The 14149-nt window shown below is 70.4% G+C and carries 12 protein-coding genes; 5 read left to right on the forward strand and 7 right to left on the reverse strand.

Annotated elements, in window-relative coordinates:
* Positions 1–8: 8 nt before the first annotated feature.
* Entirely contained in the window at positions 9–491 is a 483-nt protein-coding gene (locus B140_RS0107320) for a hypothetical protein (protein ID WP_018118707.1), read from the forward strand.
* Between the two features lie 88 nt (positions 492–579).
* Here B140_RS0107320 and B140_RS0107325 read toward each other — a convergent pair whose 3' ends face one another.
* Positions 580–2538 (reverse strand): DEAD/DEAH box helicase, encoded by a 1959-nt coding sequence (locus tag B140_RS0107325; RefSeq protein ID WP_026166119.1) that lies wholly within the window; start codon positions 2536–2538, stop codon positions 580–582.
* Positions 2539–2828: 290 nt separating this feature from the next.
* On the opposite strand from B140_RS0107325, the gene B140_RS0107330 reads away from it, so the two are divergent.
* Complete coding sequence (locus tag B140_RS0107330) at positions 2829–3323, forward strand: hypothetical protein (protein WP_018118709.1); 495 nt, start codon at positions 2829–2831, stop codon at positions 3321–3323.
* Between the two features lie 14 nt (positions 3324–3337).
* Here the strand turns inward: B140_RS0107330 and B140_RS13360 are convergent, their stop codons facing one another.
* The 5 genes from B140_RS13360 to B140_RS0107355 all read right to left on the reverse strand — a co-directional run bounded on the left by B140_RS13360 (position 3338) and on the right by B140_RS0107355 (position 7810).
* Positions 3338–4522, reverse strand: coding sequence for an ATP-binding cassette domain-containing protein (locus B140_RS13360; protein WP_018118710.1), 1185 nt, complete (start codon positions 4520–4522; stop codon positions 3338–3340).
* The gene (locus B140_RS13760; RefSeq protein ID WP_018118711.1) at positions 4519–5211 is read right to left on the reverse strand and encodes an energy-coupling factor transporter transmembrane component T family protein; all 693 of its coding nucleotides are present in this window, start codon (positions 5209–5211) and stop codon (positions 4519–4521) included. Before B140_RS13760 ends, B140_RS13360 begins: the two co-directional genes overlap by 4 nt.
* Before the next feature lie 22 nt (positions 5212–5233).
* Positions 5234–5971: a hypothetical protein gene (locus B140_RS0107345; protein WP_018118712.1), complete on the reverse strand. Its 738-nt coding sequence runs from the start codon at positions 5969–5971 to the stop codon at positions 5234–5236.
* 112 nt (positions 5972–6083) lie between these two features.
* Positions 6084–7022, reverse strand: coding sequence for a nucleoside hydrolase (locus B140_RS0107350; RefSeq protein WP_026166120.1), 939 nt, complete (start codon positions 7020–7022; stop codon positions 6084–6086).
* The gene (locus B140_RS0107355; protein ID WP_018118714.1) at positions 7019–7810 is read right to left on the reverse strand and encodes a hypothetical protein; all 792 of its coding nucleotides are present in this window, start codon (positions 7808–7810) and stop codon (positions 7019–7021) included. Before B140_RS0107355 ends, B140_RS0107350 begins: the two co-directional genes overlap by 4 nt.
* A gap of 131 nt (positions 7811–7941) precedes the next feature.
* On the opposite strand from B140_RS0107355, the gene B140_RS0107360 reads away from it, so the two are divergent.
* From B140_RS0107360 to B140_RS0107370, 3 genes are all read left to right on the forward strand, one after another.
* Positions 7942–8757 (forward strand): shikimate 5-dehydrogenase, encoded by an 816-nt coding sequence (locus tag B140_RS0107360; RefSeq protein WP_018118715.1) that lies wholly within the window; start codon positions 7942–7944, stop codon positions 8755–8757.
* Positions 8757–9425, forward strand: a complete 669-nt coding sequence (locus B140_RS0107365) for a hypothetical protein (protein ID WP_018118716.1) — start codon at positions 8757–8759, stop codon at positions 9423–9425. Before B140_RS0107360 ends, B140_RS0107365 begins: the two co-directional genes overlap by 1 nt.
* 160 nt (positions 9426–9585) lie before the next feature.
* Positions 9586–13281, forward strand: a complete 3696-nt coding sequence (locus tag B140_RS0107370) for a multifunctional oxoglutarate decarboxylase/oxoglutarate dehydrogenase thiamine pyrophosphate-binding subunit/dihydrolipoyllysine-residue succinyltransferase subunit (protein WP_026166121.1) — start codon at positions 9586–9588, stop codon at positions 13279–13281.
* Between the two features lie 179 nt (positions 13282–13460).
* On the opposite strand, the gene B140_RS0107375 is transcribed toward B140_RS0107370, so the two are convergent.
* Positions 13461–14144 carry a hypothetical protein gene (locus B140_RS0107375; RefSeq protein ID WP_018118718.1) on the reverse strand — a complete coding sequence of 228 codons (684 nt, stop codon included), beginning with the start codon at positions 14142–14144 and terminating at the stop codon, positions 13461–13463.
* Between the last annotated feature and the right edge of the window lie 5 nt (positions 14145–14149).

Here is a 14149-nt window from a genome sequence, read left to right on the forward strand (position 1 = left end):
GTGATTTTTTGTACACCGTACTGCTTATCCTGCACGTACTCACGGCCGTGCTGTTCCTCGGCCCCGTCACCGTGGCGGTTTCCTCCTTCCAGGTGCACGCGGTCAAGGCCAAGGAGGGTGACGCCTCCGCCGCCGGCCTGACCCAGCTCATGCACCGCATCACCAACACCTACGGCGTGCTCTCGCTGCTGGCGCCGCTGCTCGGCGTGGCCGTGATGTTCACCGATCCCGGCGTGTACTGGAAGAACGGCGTCTTCCACGCCGCCCTGCTCCTGGCCCTCATCGCCTGGGCGATCCTCTTCTTCCTGATCCTGCCCCGGCAGAAGGCCATGATGGGCGCGCTCGGGCTGCTCGACGCCGACGAGGCCCCCGAGAGCGCCAAGAACCCCGCGCCGGTGGCCAACTGGAACAAGGCCAAGGGCCAGCTCTCCATGTTCGGCGGCATCTTCAGCCTCCTGTGGGCCATCATCCTGGTGCTGATGTTCCTCTAATCTCTGCCCGAGGCCCCTCCGAGGGGCGCGGCACACAATAAGGGCGGGTGCTCAGTAGCACCCGCCCTTAATTTACGCGTTTCCGCCGCTAGTAGCGCTCCTTGCGCCCCTCGTAGCGGCCGCGCCGATCGCCGCGCTCGTGGCGGTCGCCCCGGCGCTTGAAGTCGCGCTTGCCGCCCCGGTCGTGCCGATCGCCGCGCTGGTAGCCGCCGCGATCCCGGGGCGGACGCCCGTTATCCGGCTCGATGTTGATGAGCTGCCCGGAGATGCGGGTATCGGCCAGCCGGTCGAATACCTCGCGGGGCAGGCCCTGCGGCAGCTCCACCAGGGTGTGATCGCCAAAGATGGAGATGCGGCCGAAGTCCCGGGAGTTAAGCCCGCCCTCGTTGGCCAGGGCGCCCACGATGGCCCCGGGGCGCACGTGCTGGCGCTTGCCCACGGCCAGGCGGTACATCTTCTTGCCCGGCTCCGCCTCGAAGCGCCCGCGCCCGCCGCGGTCACCGCGATCGTCGCGGCGGCCCTCGCGGCGTCCGCCACGGCGGTCCTCGCGCTCGAAGCGATCCCGGCGGTCCTTCCGGGACTCCTTGGGCAGCTCCTTCATCAGGAACTCGTCGCCCGCCTGCGCCTGGGTGGCCAGGGCCGCGGCGATGTCCTCCAGCGGGGTGTCGTTCTTCTCCGAGTAGCTCTTGACCAGGGCGCGGAACAGCTCGATCTGCGGGTCCTCGAGGGACTGCGTGATCGAGTCCGCGAACTTGGCCTTGCGGGACTCGTTGACCTCGTCCACGGTGGGCAGGTCCATCTCCGTGAGCGGGGCGTTGGTGGCCCGCTCGATGGAGCGCAGCATGCGGCGCTCGCGCGGGGTGACAAAGAGGATCGCCTCGCCGGAGCGCCCGGCGCGGCCCGTGCGGCCGATCCGGTGCACGTAGGACTCCGTGTCGTTCGGGATGTCGTAGTTGAGCACGTGGCTGATGCGCTCCACGTCCAGGCCGCGCGCGGCCACGTCGGTGGCCACGAGGATGTCCAGGCGGCCGTCCTTGAGCTGGTCCACCGTGCGCTCGCGCTGCGCCTGGGCGATGTCGCCGTTGATCGCGGCGGCGGAGAAGCCACGGGCGCGCAGCTTTTCCGCCACCTCCTCCGTCTCGTTCTTGGTGCGCACGAACACGATCATGGCCTCGAACTCCGTCACCTCGAGGATGCGGGTCAGGGCGTCGAGCTTGTTGCGGTGCGCCACGTGCAGCCAGCGCTGCGTGATGTTGGTGTTGGTCCGGGTCTTGGACTTCACCGTGACCTCGCGCGGCTCGCGAAGGTACTGCTTGGAGATGCGGCGGATGCCCGAGGGCATGGTGGCGGAGAAGAGCGCCACCTGCTTGTCCTCCGGGGTGTCCTCCAGGATGCGCTCCACGTCCTCCTGGAAGCCCATGTTGAGCATCTCGTCGGCCTCGTCGAGCACGAGGAAGCGCAGCGCCGAGATGTCGAGGGAGCCCTTCTCCAGGTGGTCGATGACGCGGCCCGGGGTACCCACGATGATCTGGGCGCCGCGGCGCAGGCCGGAGAGCTGAATCCCGTACGCCTGACCGCCGTAGATGGGCAGCACGTGGATGTTGCCCAGGTGATCCGCGAAGGACTGGAAGGAGTCCGCCACCTGGAGCGCGAGCTCGCGCGTGGGCGCCAGGACCAGGGCCTGGGGGGAGCGCTGGGAGACGTCGATGCGGGAGAGGATCGGCAGCGCGAAGGCCGCCGTCTTGCCCGTGCCGGTCTGGGCCAGGCCCACCACGTCGTTGCCCTCCATCAGGAGGGGGATGGTCTGCGCCTGGATGGGGGAGGGATTCTCAAAGCCCACCGTGGAGACGGCCTTGAGAACGTTCTCGGGGAGCCCGAGGCTATCGAAGGTAGGTTGATCGTTGTCCGCCGCTGCGGAGTCGGTAGCCTCAGAAGTCATCGCGTCCCTGGTGTCTTGTTCCCCACCCTGCGATAGTTCCTGAGATTCCGACGCTGTCATGGTATCCGGCTCGCTCACGCCGCCGGTGGCGTTATCGGTAATGCTCATTGTTAAACCAGAATACGCTACCGCGAGGCATTTTTACGCATTGCGCAGGTAAAAAGCGGAAACACCGATGCGGGCCGGGCAGACCCCTCCCCCGACCAGGCCAGCGCCGCCCGCGGCCCGACGGAAGAAACGGCCCGGTATCCGCAAAATCCACGCCCCGGGAACCCCCGCCCACGAGTAGGGCGCGTCACAATTACGTCGCCCGCGATAATGCGCGCGAGCCTCCATCATTAGAACATGTGTTCCCCTCCGCCCTGCAGGTGTCCCAACCCCGCGCTACGGTTCGCGGCATGAAGAAATCACACGCCACCGTCACCGTCCTACCCAACCCCGCGCTCAGCCAGGCCCTGGCCCCGCACCTGCGGGATCGATACCCGGACGCCCTGGGGCGCATGCGCGCCGTCCTGCGGCACCCCCGCTGCCTGGCGCGCACGCCCTCCACGTGGCGCCCGCCCACCCTCACGCTCCCCGACCCGCTCTCCGGCGGGGACCTCGTCGTGGCCCTGACCCGGCACCGCATGGGGCCGCGCGCCCGCGCCCGCATCCGCGGCTTCGCCCCCTCCCGGCGGGCCGCCTACCTGATCTCCGCGCGCTTCAGCCGCCCCGACGGCCACCCGGCGCAGCCCGCCGCCGCCGAGGCCTGGGTGCGGGCCCTGCTCGCCGGGGAGGACGCCGCCGCGGTCCACGAGTTCCCCCGCGAGCCCGCCCCCACCTACCGCTGGTGCGTGGATGCGTTCTTTCGCCCCGTGGCCTCCCCGGCCTCGCTGTTTGCGGACGCCGCCTAGCCCGCCTACCCCACCTAGTCCTCGGCCCCGGCGCCCTCCCCGAGGTCGTGGGCCTCCACCAGCGCGTACCGGCCCACCTGCTCCATGAAGCGGGGGTTGTGGCAGGTGAGAACCACGCCCGCGCCCGCGCGCAGGCGCTCGGCCAGAATCCGGTGCAGGCGCTGCCAGCCGGGGGCATCGCAGCCCACGTCCGGCTCGTCGAGCGCCAGCACCGGCCTGCCCAGGCTCGCGGCCCCCAGGACCTGGGCGCAGCGCAGGTCGCTGGCCGAAAGATCCAGGGGGTGCGCCTCCGGGTCGATCCCCCAGCGCCGACACTCGGCCGCGCTGCCCACCATCGCCCCGGCGGCGCTGTCGATCACCTGATCCGCGCTGTGCTGGAGCGCCAGCGCCACCCGGCGCGCGGGCTCGCGCCGCCTGCCGATCCCCGGCAGGCCCGCCCGCGCGCGCCCGTCGAGCCCCGCCATGACCCGCAGCAGGGAGGTCTTGCCGCAGCCGTTGGGCCCGCGCAGCCACGTCACGGCCCCACGGCGCACGCCCACGGTCACCGGGCCCAGCCGGAAGTCCCCTCCCCGCTCGGCCACGAGCCCCGCAAAGACCTCCCGGTCCCGCCCCGGGGCCACGGGGGCGGGAAGATCGAAGGTTCGCTCCGGCACGCCGGGGCTCAGGCCGAGGCCGTCCCACCACCACGCCTCCCCCGGCAGCCCCTCCAGCGGCGCGTAGCCGAGTACCAGCACGCAGCCGCCCGCCCGCGCGATCTCTACGCACAGTCCCCGCACCGCGCTCAGGGACTCCGCGTCCAGCCCCGCGCCGGGGTTGTCCAGCACCAGCACCCCGGGACTCAGCGCCGCCGTGGTGGCCAGGGCCAGCCTCCGGGTCTGCCCGCCGGACAGGGCGGCGGGCGAGCGCTCCGCCACCTCGCTCAATCCCAAGCGCCCCAGCATCGCTGTTACACGCCGCTCCATCTCGCCCACCGGGGTGCCGCGCTGCTCCAGTCCGAAGGCGGCCTCCTCGCGCACGGTATCTCGGAGGCCACTCAGCGCCCCCTCGGCGTCCTGACCCGCCATCGCGGCGTCGGCGCGCCCGCGCACCATGTCCCGGGCGAGCCCGGACAGCCCGCTGCCGGAATCGCCCACCACCTGCACGACGCGCCCGGGCCGCACCAGCGTGTCCAGCGCCCCGGCGCCACACCGCGCGCTCACAGGGCGGCCCTCCCCGCCACCGCGACCGCGCAGCAGACCGGGGCCAGCCACCGCAGGCAGCGCTGCGCCGTGGAATCCGGCACGGGGCGCAGCACCGTGCGGGGGCCCGTGTCCCCCACGCCCAGGGCCGCCAGGGTCTCTCCGCTGCGCGCCGCCCTGCCCATCAGGACCACCACGAGGGGCACCGCCACCCGGGGCACCGCGCGCAGCCCCCACACAGAGCGGCCCGCCAGGGCGTTGGCCTCCCGGATCGTGCGCGCGGCGGCGCGCGCCTGCGGGGCCAGCTGGAGGGTGGCCGCCACCGCGTAGGCCAGCGCGCTCGGCGCGCCCGAGGCCTGGAGGGCCTTGGCCAGGTCCGCCACCCGCACCCAGGCCACCGCCGCCAGGACCGTGGAGACCAGGGCGGTAAAGCGCAGGGACAGCACCAGCGCCAGGAGGAGGCCGTCCCCGCTGAGCAGCGGGGCGATCCGCTGCCGCCCGTGCGGGGCGTGAATGATGAGCATGGACACCGCCACGGGGGCGCTTAAGGCCAGGCTCCACGCCGCCACGCGCCACCGGGGCCGCCCGCCCGCCAGCGCCCCCGCGCCCCAGGACAGGACGATGAGAACAAGGGACACCCAGGCCGTGTTGAGCCCCACCACGAGGACCCACCCGCAGGCGGCCAGGGACAGGCAGGTAAAGGGGTGCACGGGCGCACCCCGGCCGGGGGCGTTAGGCACCCTCGCCCCGCAACTGCGCCACGGTGCGCTGCGGCAGCGCCGCGATGGCCTGGCGCACCAGCGCGAACACCAGGATCTTGTCCAGGGGATCGGAGACGAAGGACTGCAGCGTGACCGAGGCCAGCAGGCTGTTGCCCATCGCCCGGAACGCGGAGACCAGCGCCCCCGTGCCCACCCCGGCGGTTCCCCCATAGACGAAGGCCGCCACCGGGGCCGCCACCATGCCGCAGACCACGCCCACCACGGCCCCCGAGAGGGCGAGCGTCCACCACCTGCGCAGCGCGCCCCGGGAGATGAGCCAGCCGCCCAGGCCGCCGGTCAGGGCGCTCGCCGCCGCGAAGGGCAGGGCCGCCGGGTTAATCAGGCCCCACACCACGGAGCTCAGGGTGCCGGTGACCAGCCCCATCAGGGGACCCGCCAGGGCCGCCACCAGGATGGTGCCCACCGCGTCCACGTAGAGCGGAATGCCGATGCTGCCCACGATCTCCCCCACCACAATGTTGAGCACGAGCGCGATGGGGATAAACGCGATGGTCCGCACCGGCAGGGCGGGAAGCGTGGCTGCGAGCAGCAGCGCCGCCCCGCCCACGTAGCCCGCCAGGGTGATAAAGGCAGGCGCGGAGCCTCCCACGGACTCCCAATCCGCGGGGCGCTCGAGCACCAGATAGAGCCAGGTGGCCGCGATGCTGAGGATGCCGAGGGCGGCCAGGATACGCTGTGACAAGCTCATAGTTACGGAAAGCTCCTTGCGGGGATACGGGATCAGGGCCCGCCCCTATGTCACCTCGGGGCGAAGCCGCGTAGCCAGGATCATACCGCACCGCCCGAGGGCGCGGCGCGGGTCACCGCGCGGATCGCGGCGCCAGCAGGGCCGCCGCCCGCAGCAGCTCCCGGTGCGCCGCCGCCACGTCCGCGTCCTGCACCAACCGGGCGTTCGGCTTCCCGCCCCAGTGCCCGCGCAGGTCCGCCACGGTGGTCCCGCGCAGCAGCTCCGAGTCCGCCTCCACATCCACCCGCACCTCGCGCGCCGTAAACGGGACCCGGCCCAGGGCGATCATGCAGGTGAACAGGTCGTGGATCTGCGCGAGGTACCCCTCGCCCTGGGCGCGGTGAAACTCGAAGTAAAAGCGCAACAGCTCCGGCAGGTCGCGGGCGATCTCGGCGCTGCCCAGCGCCGAGATCGCCGCCTCAAGGGAGGCCGGGTCGAGGGTGAAGCGCTCGGTGACCCCCAGGGAGCACACGGTGATCGGCTCCACCGCCTGGGCGAACACCCGCTTGGCGGCGTGGGGGTCCACCCACGAGTTCCACTCCGCCGTGGGCGTGGTGTTGCCCGGGTACAGGTAGGCGCCGCCCATGAGCGTCACCCGCGATCGCGGGCCCCACAGGGCCAGGTGCGTGGCCGGGCCCACCACGATCACCTGCGCCTCGGGATGGCGCCGCCACGCCTCGCGCCACGTCCGCCCCGGGTGCCGGGCGGCTTCCTCGGCGCCGCCCGGGGCGCGGAGATAGCCCAGGCCCGTGGGCCCATGCGTCTCCGGGGTGGTCACCAGATCCACGCCCAGGGGCGTGGCCTCCCCGGCCACCACGGGGACGGTCTCGATCCCGCAGCGGCGCAGGACGTAGCGGCTGTTGCGCGCGGCCTGCTCGGCGGTGGTGTTGCCCGCGGTGCAGGTGACCGCGCACAGCTCGATCTCCCCGGCGCGGTGCAGCCCGGCGAGGTACATCAGCGCCAGGGCGTCGTCGATCCCGGTGTCGCAGTCGAGGATGACCTGGGGAATTATTCCTCGTCCTCCGGCTCGTCGTCCTCCAGCTCGTCCTCCGTCTCGCCCTCGGCGGGGTCGTAGGTCTCCGGTTCCTCGTCCTCGTAATCCTCCTCGTCGAAGGGCAACAACTGCTCCTCCCAGCTCTCGGCCTGCTCGGCGGCCAGGGCCAGGACGTCGAAGAGCCGGTCGAAGTCCGTGAAGTCACCCAGCTCCAGCACCTCGTCCTCCCCCAGGTCAGCCCCCTCGCTGAGGTCGCTAAACAGCCGCTGCCGGTCCTCCTCGGAGAGCACGGCGTTGCCGTCGGACTCCCACAGCTCCTCGATGGCCTGATCCACCAGGTCGTCGAAGGTCTCCCCGGCGCTGAGGAAGCTCACCCGCGCGGTGGGGCGGCCGTCGATCAGCTCCACCAGGACGTGGATCTCGGAGTTCTCCGCCACCTCCGCGCGCACCAGGTTCGGCTCCACCGCGTCCTGATAGAACTCCAGCTCCCCGATCCGCTCGTCGGTGCCCTCCAGCAGGTCGCGCAGCACGGTGACCACCTGATCCGTGGCGATGTGGTGCGCCACGGTGTCCACCGCGTCCTCCACGGAGAACACCACGAAGACGAGCACCGCCTCGAAGTCCTCGTCGTCCTCGTCCACGTCGGCGGCGGCGATGTAGACGTTCGCGGCGGGCAGGAGGGCGTCGATCTCAACGAACTGGATCTCCACCTCGGAGGTGATGGGGACAAACAGCACCTCGCCCCCCACGCGGGACTCGATGCCGTCGGCATCGAGGGCGGCGGCGATATCCTCAAAGAAGCTCATGGTCTTTAGACACCTTCCCAGCGACAAGGAATGAACACGCCCCAGCCTAGCCCGCCCGGGCACCGCGCGCCCGTCGCCGCCATCGGCCCAGTTCATGCAGCCGGTCCCGCCCATGTTCTACGGTGGGATGCATGGTAAACCTCGTTGACCGCGATACAACGCTGTGTATCTCCCTCGCGGAGCGCCCCTCCAACCACGGAGTGCGCTTTCATAACTGGCTGTATTCCCAGCTCGGGCTGAACTATCTGTACAAGTCCATCGCCCCGGAGGACATCACCGCCGCCGTGGTGGGCATCCGAGGCCTGGGCATTCGCGGCGCGGGCGTCTCCATGCCCTACAAGGAGGAGGTCATCGACCTCCTCGACGCCCTGGACCCCTCCGCGCAGCGGCTGGGCGCCGTCAACACCATCGTCAACGACGAGGGGCGGCTCACCGGCTACAACACGGACTACATCGCCGTGAAGTCCCTGATCCAGACCCACCGGGTGGACCCCGGCCACCAGGTGGCGCTGCGCGGCTCCGGGGGCATGGCCTCCGCAGTGGCCACGGCGCTCAAGGACCTCGGCTTTGCGGGGACCATCGTGGCGCGCAACCACATGACCGGCTCCCGCCTCGCCGCGCGCCTGGGGTGGGAATTTTCCACCGAGGTGCCCCAGGAGGCCACCTTCCTGGTCAACGTCACCCCGCTGGGGATGCGCGGCGCGGAGGAGTCGGTGCAGGCGTTTAGCGACGCCGACCTCGCCCACGCCTCGGTGGTCTGCGACGCCGTGGCCATGCCCGTGACCACCCCCCTGATCTGCCGCTCCCGCACCCTGGGCATCCCCGTCATCCACGGCGGGGAGATCATCGCGCTCCAGGCCGCGGAGCAGTTCGCCCTTTACACCGGTATCACCCCCACCCCCGCGCAGGTACGCGCGGCCGAGGAATACGCACAGGAGAATCAGTAATGCCGCACACGTCCACCGATACCCCCCGCAACCCCGCCGCCCGCGCCCTCGTCACCGGGCTCGATCGGGCCGTGCGCATCCAGGCCTCCACCATCGAGGCCTACGTGGAGCGCCTGCAGCGTAAGAACCCGGGGGCCTCCCCCGAGGAGATCCAGGAGGCCCTGGACACGCACTTCATGCGCCTGGTCTCCGGCTCCGGCGCGGGGGCGGGCGGCGCGTCCGCCATCCCCGGCGTGGGCCTGCTCACCGGCGCCGCCGCCATCAGCGCGGAGTCCCTGGTGTTCCTCGACGCCGCCGCCTTCTACGCCGTGGCCAGCGCCTACGCGCACGGCGTGGACGTGCGCGACCCGGAGCGCCGCCGCATGATCGTGATGATGTGCCTGCTGGGCGCCTCCGGCACCGCCGTGGTGGACACGCTGCTGCCCGCCGGGACGGACAAGCTCTCCGCGCCGAGCGTGTCCCGGCTCTCCGGCTCCGCCCTGGGGCAGATCAACAATCGCCTGCTGCGCACCGTGCTCAGCCGCACCACCAAGCGCATGGCCGGGATGTGGGTGGGCAAGCTCATGCCGCTGGGCATCGGCGCCGTGGTCGGTCTGATCGCCAACCGCAAGATCGCCAAGCGGATGATCCGCCACACCCGCGAGGCCATGGCGGACCTCAAATCCTAAAAAGGCCCGCGCCTAACCCCCACATTCGGGGGTAAAGGGCGGGTGGCGTGACGTGCTAATCCTGGGGCCCGACCCAGAGATTCTCAAAGATGATTACAGTAGACGATTAAAGTTGAGTACGCGAGTACAACCCATCAATGAAATGAGGCGAGTAACTGCCGTGAGCAGCACGAGCAACTTCGGCCAGAATCAATGGCTAGTTGACCAGATGTACCAGCAGTGGCAGCAGGATCCGCAGTCCGTGGATCAGGAATGGCGCGATCTCTTTGCCAAGCAGGGCGCTACCCCCGCGCCCGCGTCCACCGGCGCCGCGCCCGCCCCTGCGGAGCCAGCTACAAACCTCAGCGATAAGAGCGGCGGCGCTGGCACCGCCGGGTCCGCCCCGCGCAGCGGCTCCCCGGACCGGCCCAAGCCCGTGCGCACCAAGCCGGTGTCCCCGCTCTCGGACATCACCGAGCTGCCCGAGCCCGGGGCCACCCCGCTCAAGGGCACCTTTAAGGCCATCGCCAAGAACATGGAGGAATCCCTGGCGATTCCCACCGCCACCACGGTGCGCGACATGCCCGCCCGGCTCATGTTCGAAAACCGCGCGATCATCAACGATCACCTGCGCCGCACCAGCGGCGGGAAGATCTCCTTCACCCACATCATCGGCTGGGCGCTCATCAAGGCCACCCAGATTCACCCCTCGATGAACGTGCGCTACGAGGTCAACGACTCCGGCAAGCCCACCGTGGTCAACCCCGAGCACATCAACCTGGGCCTGGCCATCGACCTCCCTCAGAAGGACGGCGCGCGCGCCCTGGTGGTGGCCGCCATCAAGGAAACGGAAAAGATGAGCTTCCACGAGTTCGTGGACGCTTACGAGGACATCGTGGCGCGTTCCCGCAAGAACAAGCTCACGATGGACGACTTCCAGGGCGTGACCATCTCCCTGACCAACCCCGGCGGCATCGGCACCCGCCACTCCATCCCCCGCCTGACCAAGGGCCAGGGCACCATCATCGGCGTGGGCGCGATGGACTACCCCGCCGAGTTCGCCGGCGCCTCCACCGACCGCCTGGCGGAGCTGGGCGTGGGCAAGCTCGTGACCATCACCTCCACCTACGATCACCGCGTGATCCAGGGCGCGGAGTCCGGCGAGTTCCTGCGCGAGATGTCCCGCCTGCTGGTGGACGACGAGTTCTACGACGAGATCTTCAAGGCCATGGGGATCCCCTACTCCCCCATGCGCTGGGCCCAGGACGTGCCCAACCAGGGCATCGACAAGAACACCCGCGTGATCCAGCTCATCGAGGCCTACCGCTCGCGCGGGCACCTCATCGCGGACACCAACCCGCTGCACTGGCAGCAGCCCGGGCTCCCCGTCCCCGATCACAGCGACCTCAACATCGAGTCCCACGGCCTGACCATCTGGGACCTGGACCGCATGTTCAACGTGGGCGGCTTCGGCGGCAAGGAGACCATGACGCTACGCGAGGTGCTCTCGCGCCTGCGCGCCGCCTACACCCTCAAGGTGGGCTCCGAGTACATGCACATCATGGACAAGGACGAGCGCCACTGGCTCCAGGATCGCCTGGAGGCGGGCATGCCCAAGCCCACCACCGCCGAGCAGAAGTACATCCTGCAGAAGCTCAACGCCGCCGAGGCCTTCGAGAACTTCCTGCAGACCAAGTACGTGGGCCAAAAGCGCTTCTCCCTGGAGGGCGCGGAATCCCTCATCCCGCTCATGGACGCCTCCATCGACACCGCCGCCGGGCAGGGCCTGGACGAGGTGGTCATCGGCATGCCCCACCGCGGTCGCCTCAACGTGCTGTTCAACATCGTGGGCAAGCCGCTGGCCCAGATCTTCAACGAGTTCGAGGGCAACATGAAGCAGGGGCAGATCGGCGGCTCCGGCGACGTGAAGTACCACCTCGGCGCCGAGGGCGAGCACCTGCAGATGTTCGGCGACGGCGAGATCAAGGTCACCCTCACCGCCAACCCCTCTCACCTGGAGGCCGTGGACCCGGTGATGGAGGGCATCGCCCGCGCCAAGCAGGACATCCTGGACAAGGGCGAGGACGGCTACTCCGTCATGCCCCTCATGCTGCACGGCGACGCCTCCTTCGCCGGCCTGGGCATCGTGCAGGAGACCCTCAACCTGGCCCAGCTCCGCGGCTACACCGTGGGCGGCACCGTGCACGTGGTGGTGAACAACCAGATCGGCTTTACCACCACGCCGGACTCCAGCCGCTCCTCCTACTACTCCACGGACCTCGCCAAGGCGTACGACTGCCCGGTGTTCCACGTCAACGGAGACGACCCGGAGGCCGTGGTGTGGGTGGGCAACCTCGCCACCGAGTACCGCCGCCGCTTCGGCAAGGACGTGTTCATCGACCTGATCTGCTACCGCCGCCGCGGCCACAACGAGGCGGACGACCCCTCGATGACGCAGCCCACCATGTACGCCCAGATCGAGAACCGCCCCTCGGTGCGCGCCCAGTACACCGAGGACCTCATCGGGCGCGGCGACCTCAACACCGAGGACGCCGAGGCCGCCGCGCGCGACTTCCACGATCAGATGGAGTCCGTGTTCAACGAGGTCAAGGAGAGCGAGAAGAAGGGCGCCCAGGAGCAGACGGGCATCACCTCCTCCCAGCAGCTCACCCGGGGCCTGGACACCTCCATCTCCCGCTCCGAGCTGGTAGAGATCGGAGAGGCCTACGCCCACCCGACCGAGGGCTTCACGCTGCACCGCCGCGTGCAGAAGGTCGCCGAGCAGCGCGCCGCCTCCGTGCGCGAGGGCGGCATCGACTGGGGCTGGGCGGAGCTGATCGCCTTCTCCTCCCTGGCCAACTCCGGCAAGCTGGTGCGCCTGGCCGGCGAGGATTCCCGCCGCGGCACCTTCACCCAGCGCCACGCGGTGCTCTTCGACCCGAACACCGGCGCCGAGGCGAACCCGCTGGCGGACCTCGCCGCCAGCAAGGGCAACGGCGGGCGCTTCCTGGTGTACAACTCCGCGCTGACGGAGTACGCCGGGATGGGCTTCGAGTACGGCTACTCCGTGGGCAACCCGGACGCGCTGGTGGCCTGGGAGGCGCAGTTCGGCGACTTCGCCAACGGCGCCCAGACCATCATCGACGAGTACGTCTCCTCCGGCGAGGCCAAGTGGGGCCAGCTCTCCTCCGTGGTGCTGCTGCTGCCCCACGGCTACGAGGGCCAGGGGCCGGACCACTCCTCCGCCCGCATCGAGCGCTTCCTGCAGCTTGCCGCCGAGGGCTCCATGACCATCGCGCAGCCCTCCACCCCGGCCAACTACTTCCACCTCCTGCGCCGCCACGCGCTGGGCACCATGAAGCGCCCGCTGGTGGTGTTCACGCCGAAGTCCATGCTGCGCAACAAGGCCGCGGTCTCCGCGCCGGAGGACTTCACCGAGGTCACCGCCTTCCAGTCCGTGATCAACGATCCGAACAAGGTGGATCGCTCCGGCAAGGCCGTGGGCGATACCGAGAAGGTGCGCACCATCCTGCTGGTCTCCGGCAAGCTCTACTGGGAGCTGGAGAAGCGCCGGGCCAAGGAGGGGCGCGAGGACGTGGCGATCGTGCGCGTGGAGATGCTGCACCCGATCCCCTTCAACCGCCTGAGCGAGGCCTTCGCGTGCTACCCGAACGCCGAGGAGATCGTGTTCTGCCAGGATGAGCCCGCCAACCAGGGCCCGTGGCCCTTCCTGCACGAGCACCTGCCGGAGCTGATCCCGGATCTGCTGCCGCTGCGCCGCGTGTCTCGCCGCGCGCAGTCCTCCACCGCCACCGGCATCGCCAAGGTGCACCAGGCGGAGCAGGAGCAACTGCTCAACGAGGTATTCAAGCGCTAGGCGCGGCCGCGCGAGGATAAGGCGGGAGCGAGTCGGTGTCCGGCTCGCTCCCGCCTCGTCTATGCCCCGTGCCTGTGTTCCGCGCTCGCAGGGGCTTCGTCGAGGGGGTTCCCGGCCCCACGGCGCGACGGGCCGCGCGCACCCTCCGCCCACTCCCCAGACACCCCGGCCCCGGGCGCCTAGACGGAGGCGTTGTCCCGGTACCACTGCTCCGCCGTGGCCCGCACGTCCCCGGACTCCCGCACCTCCTCCACCAGGGTCTCCACGTCGTGCGTGGTGATGAGGCGGGTCAGGCGGTTCATCTCCTTGAGCCCCTCCCGTCCCACGCTGAGCTTGCGGAACACCGGCAGGATGCTCTGCGGCAGCACGTCGTCCTCCGGGACCTCGTCCGCGCAGCCCTGGGCCGGGGAGGGGTCGGGCACCCCGTACTCGTAGCCCAGGGTGCCCATCAGGGTCTCGTAGGTCCGCTCGAGCCCCTCCTGGGAGTTCGGGTTGCTGTCGTCTCCCCCCATCTCCTCCCTCAGCTCCTCCGCCTGGTGCGGGGAGGAGTGGGAGAGCAGCTCCCCGGTGCACCCCACCACCATGTCCACCTCGGGGTCGAGCAGCCACTGCAGCCGGTCCTTGCCGGGGTAGTCCCGCACCTCCACGGTGGCGGCCACGTTTTCCTCCGCCATCGCCATGCGGTACAGGTGCGCCAGCGCCTGCTGCTCCGGGGAATCCGTGGCCGCCGCGATGCGGATGCCCGCGGGCACGTCCGTGACGTCGGGGCTTTCCGGCTCCGCCGAGGTACACGACGTCAGCGCCACGGCGAGAATCGCTGGTGCGGCCACGAAGGAAAACGGGAGGGACCGGCGGCTGTTCATGCCCG

It is taken from the genome of Corynebacterium mastitidis DSM 44356 (assembly GCF_000375365.1).
GTDB lineage: Bacteria > Actinomycetota > Actinomycetes > Mycobacteriales > Mycobacteriaceae > Corynebacterium > Corynebacterium mastitidis.

Bases quoted from the DNA above. Each gene is read 5' to 3' on its own strand.
- B140_RS0107375 (WP_018118718.1), bottom strand. From the start codon at position 14,144: ATGAACAGCCGCCGGTCCCTCCCGTTTTCCTTCGTGGCCGCACCAGCG.
- B140_RS0107325 (WP_026166119.1), bottom strand. From the start codon at position 2,538: ATGAGCATTACCGATAACGCCACCGGCGGCGTGAGCGAGCCGGATACC.
- B140_RS0107355 (WP_018118714.1), bottom strand. From the start codon at position 7,810: ATGAGCTTCTTTGAGGATATCGCCGCCGCCCTCGATGCCGACGGCATC.
- B140_RS0107360 (WP_018118715.1), top strand. From the start codon at position 7,942: ATGGTAAACCTCGTTGACCGCGATACAACGCTGTGTATCTCCCTCGCG.
- B140_RS0107365 (WP_018118716.1), top strand. From the start codon at position 8,757: ATGCCGCACACGTCCACCGATACCCCCCGCAACCCCGCCGCCCGCGCC.
- B140_RS0107345 (WP_018118712.1), bottom strand. From the start codon at position 5,971: ATGAGCTTGTCACAGCGTATCCTGGCCGCCCTCGGCATCCTCAGCATC.
- B140_RS0107330 (WP_018118709.1), top strand. From the start codon at position 2,829: ATGAAGAAATCACACGCCACCGTCACCGTCCTACCCAACCCCGCGCTC.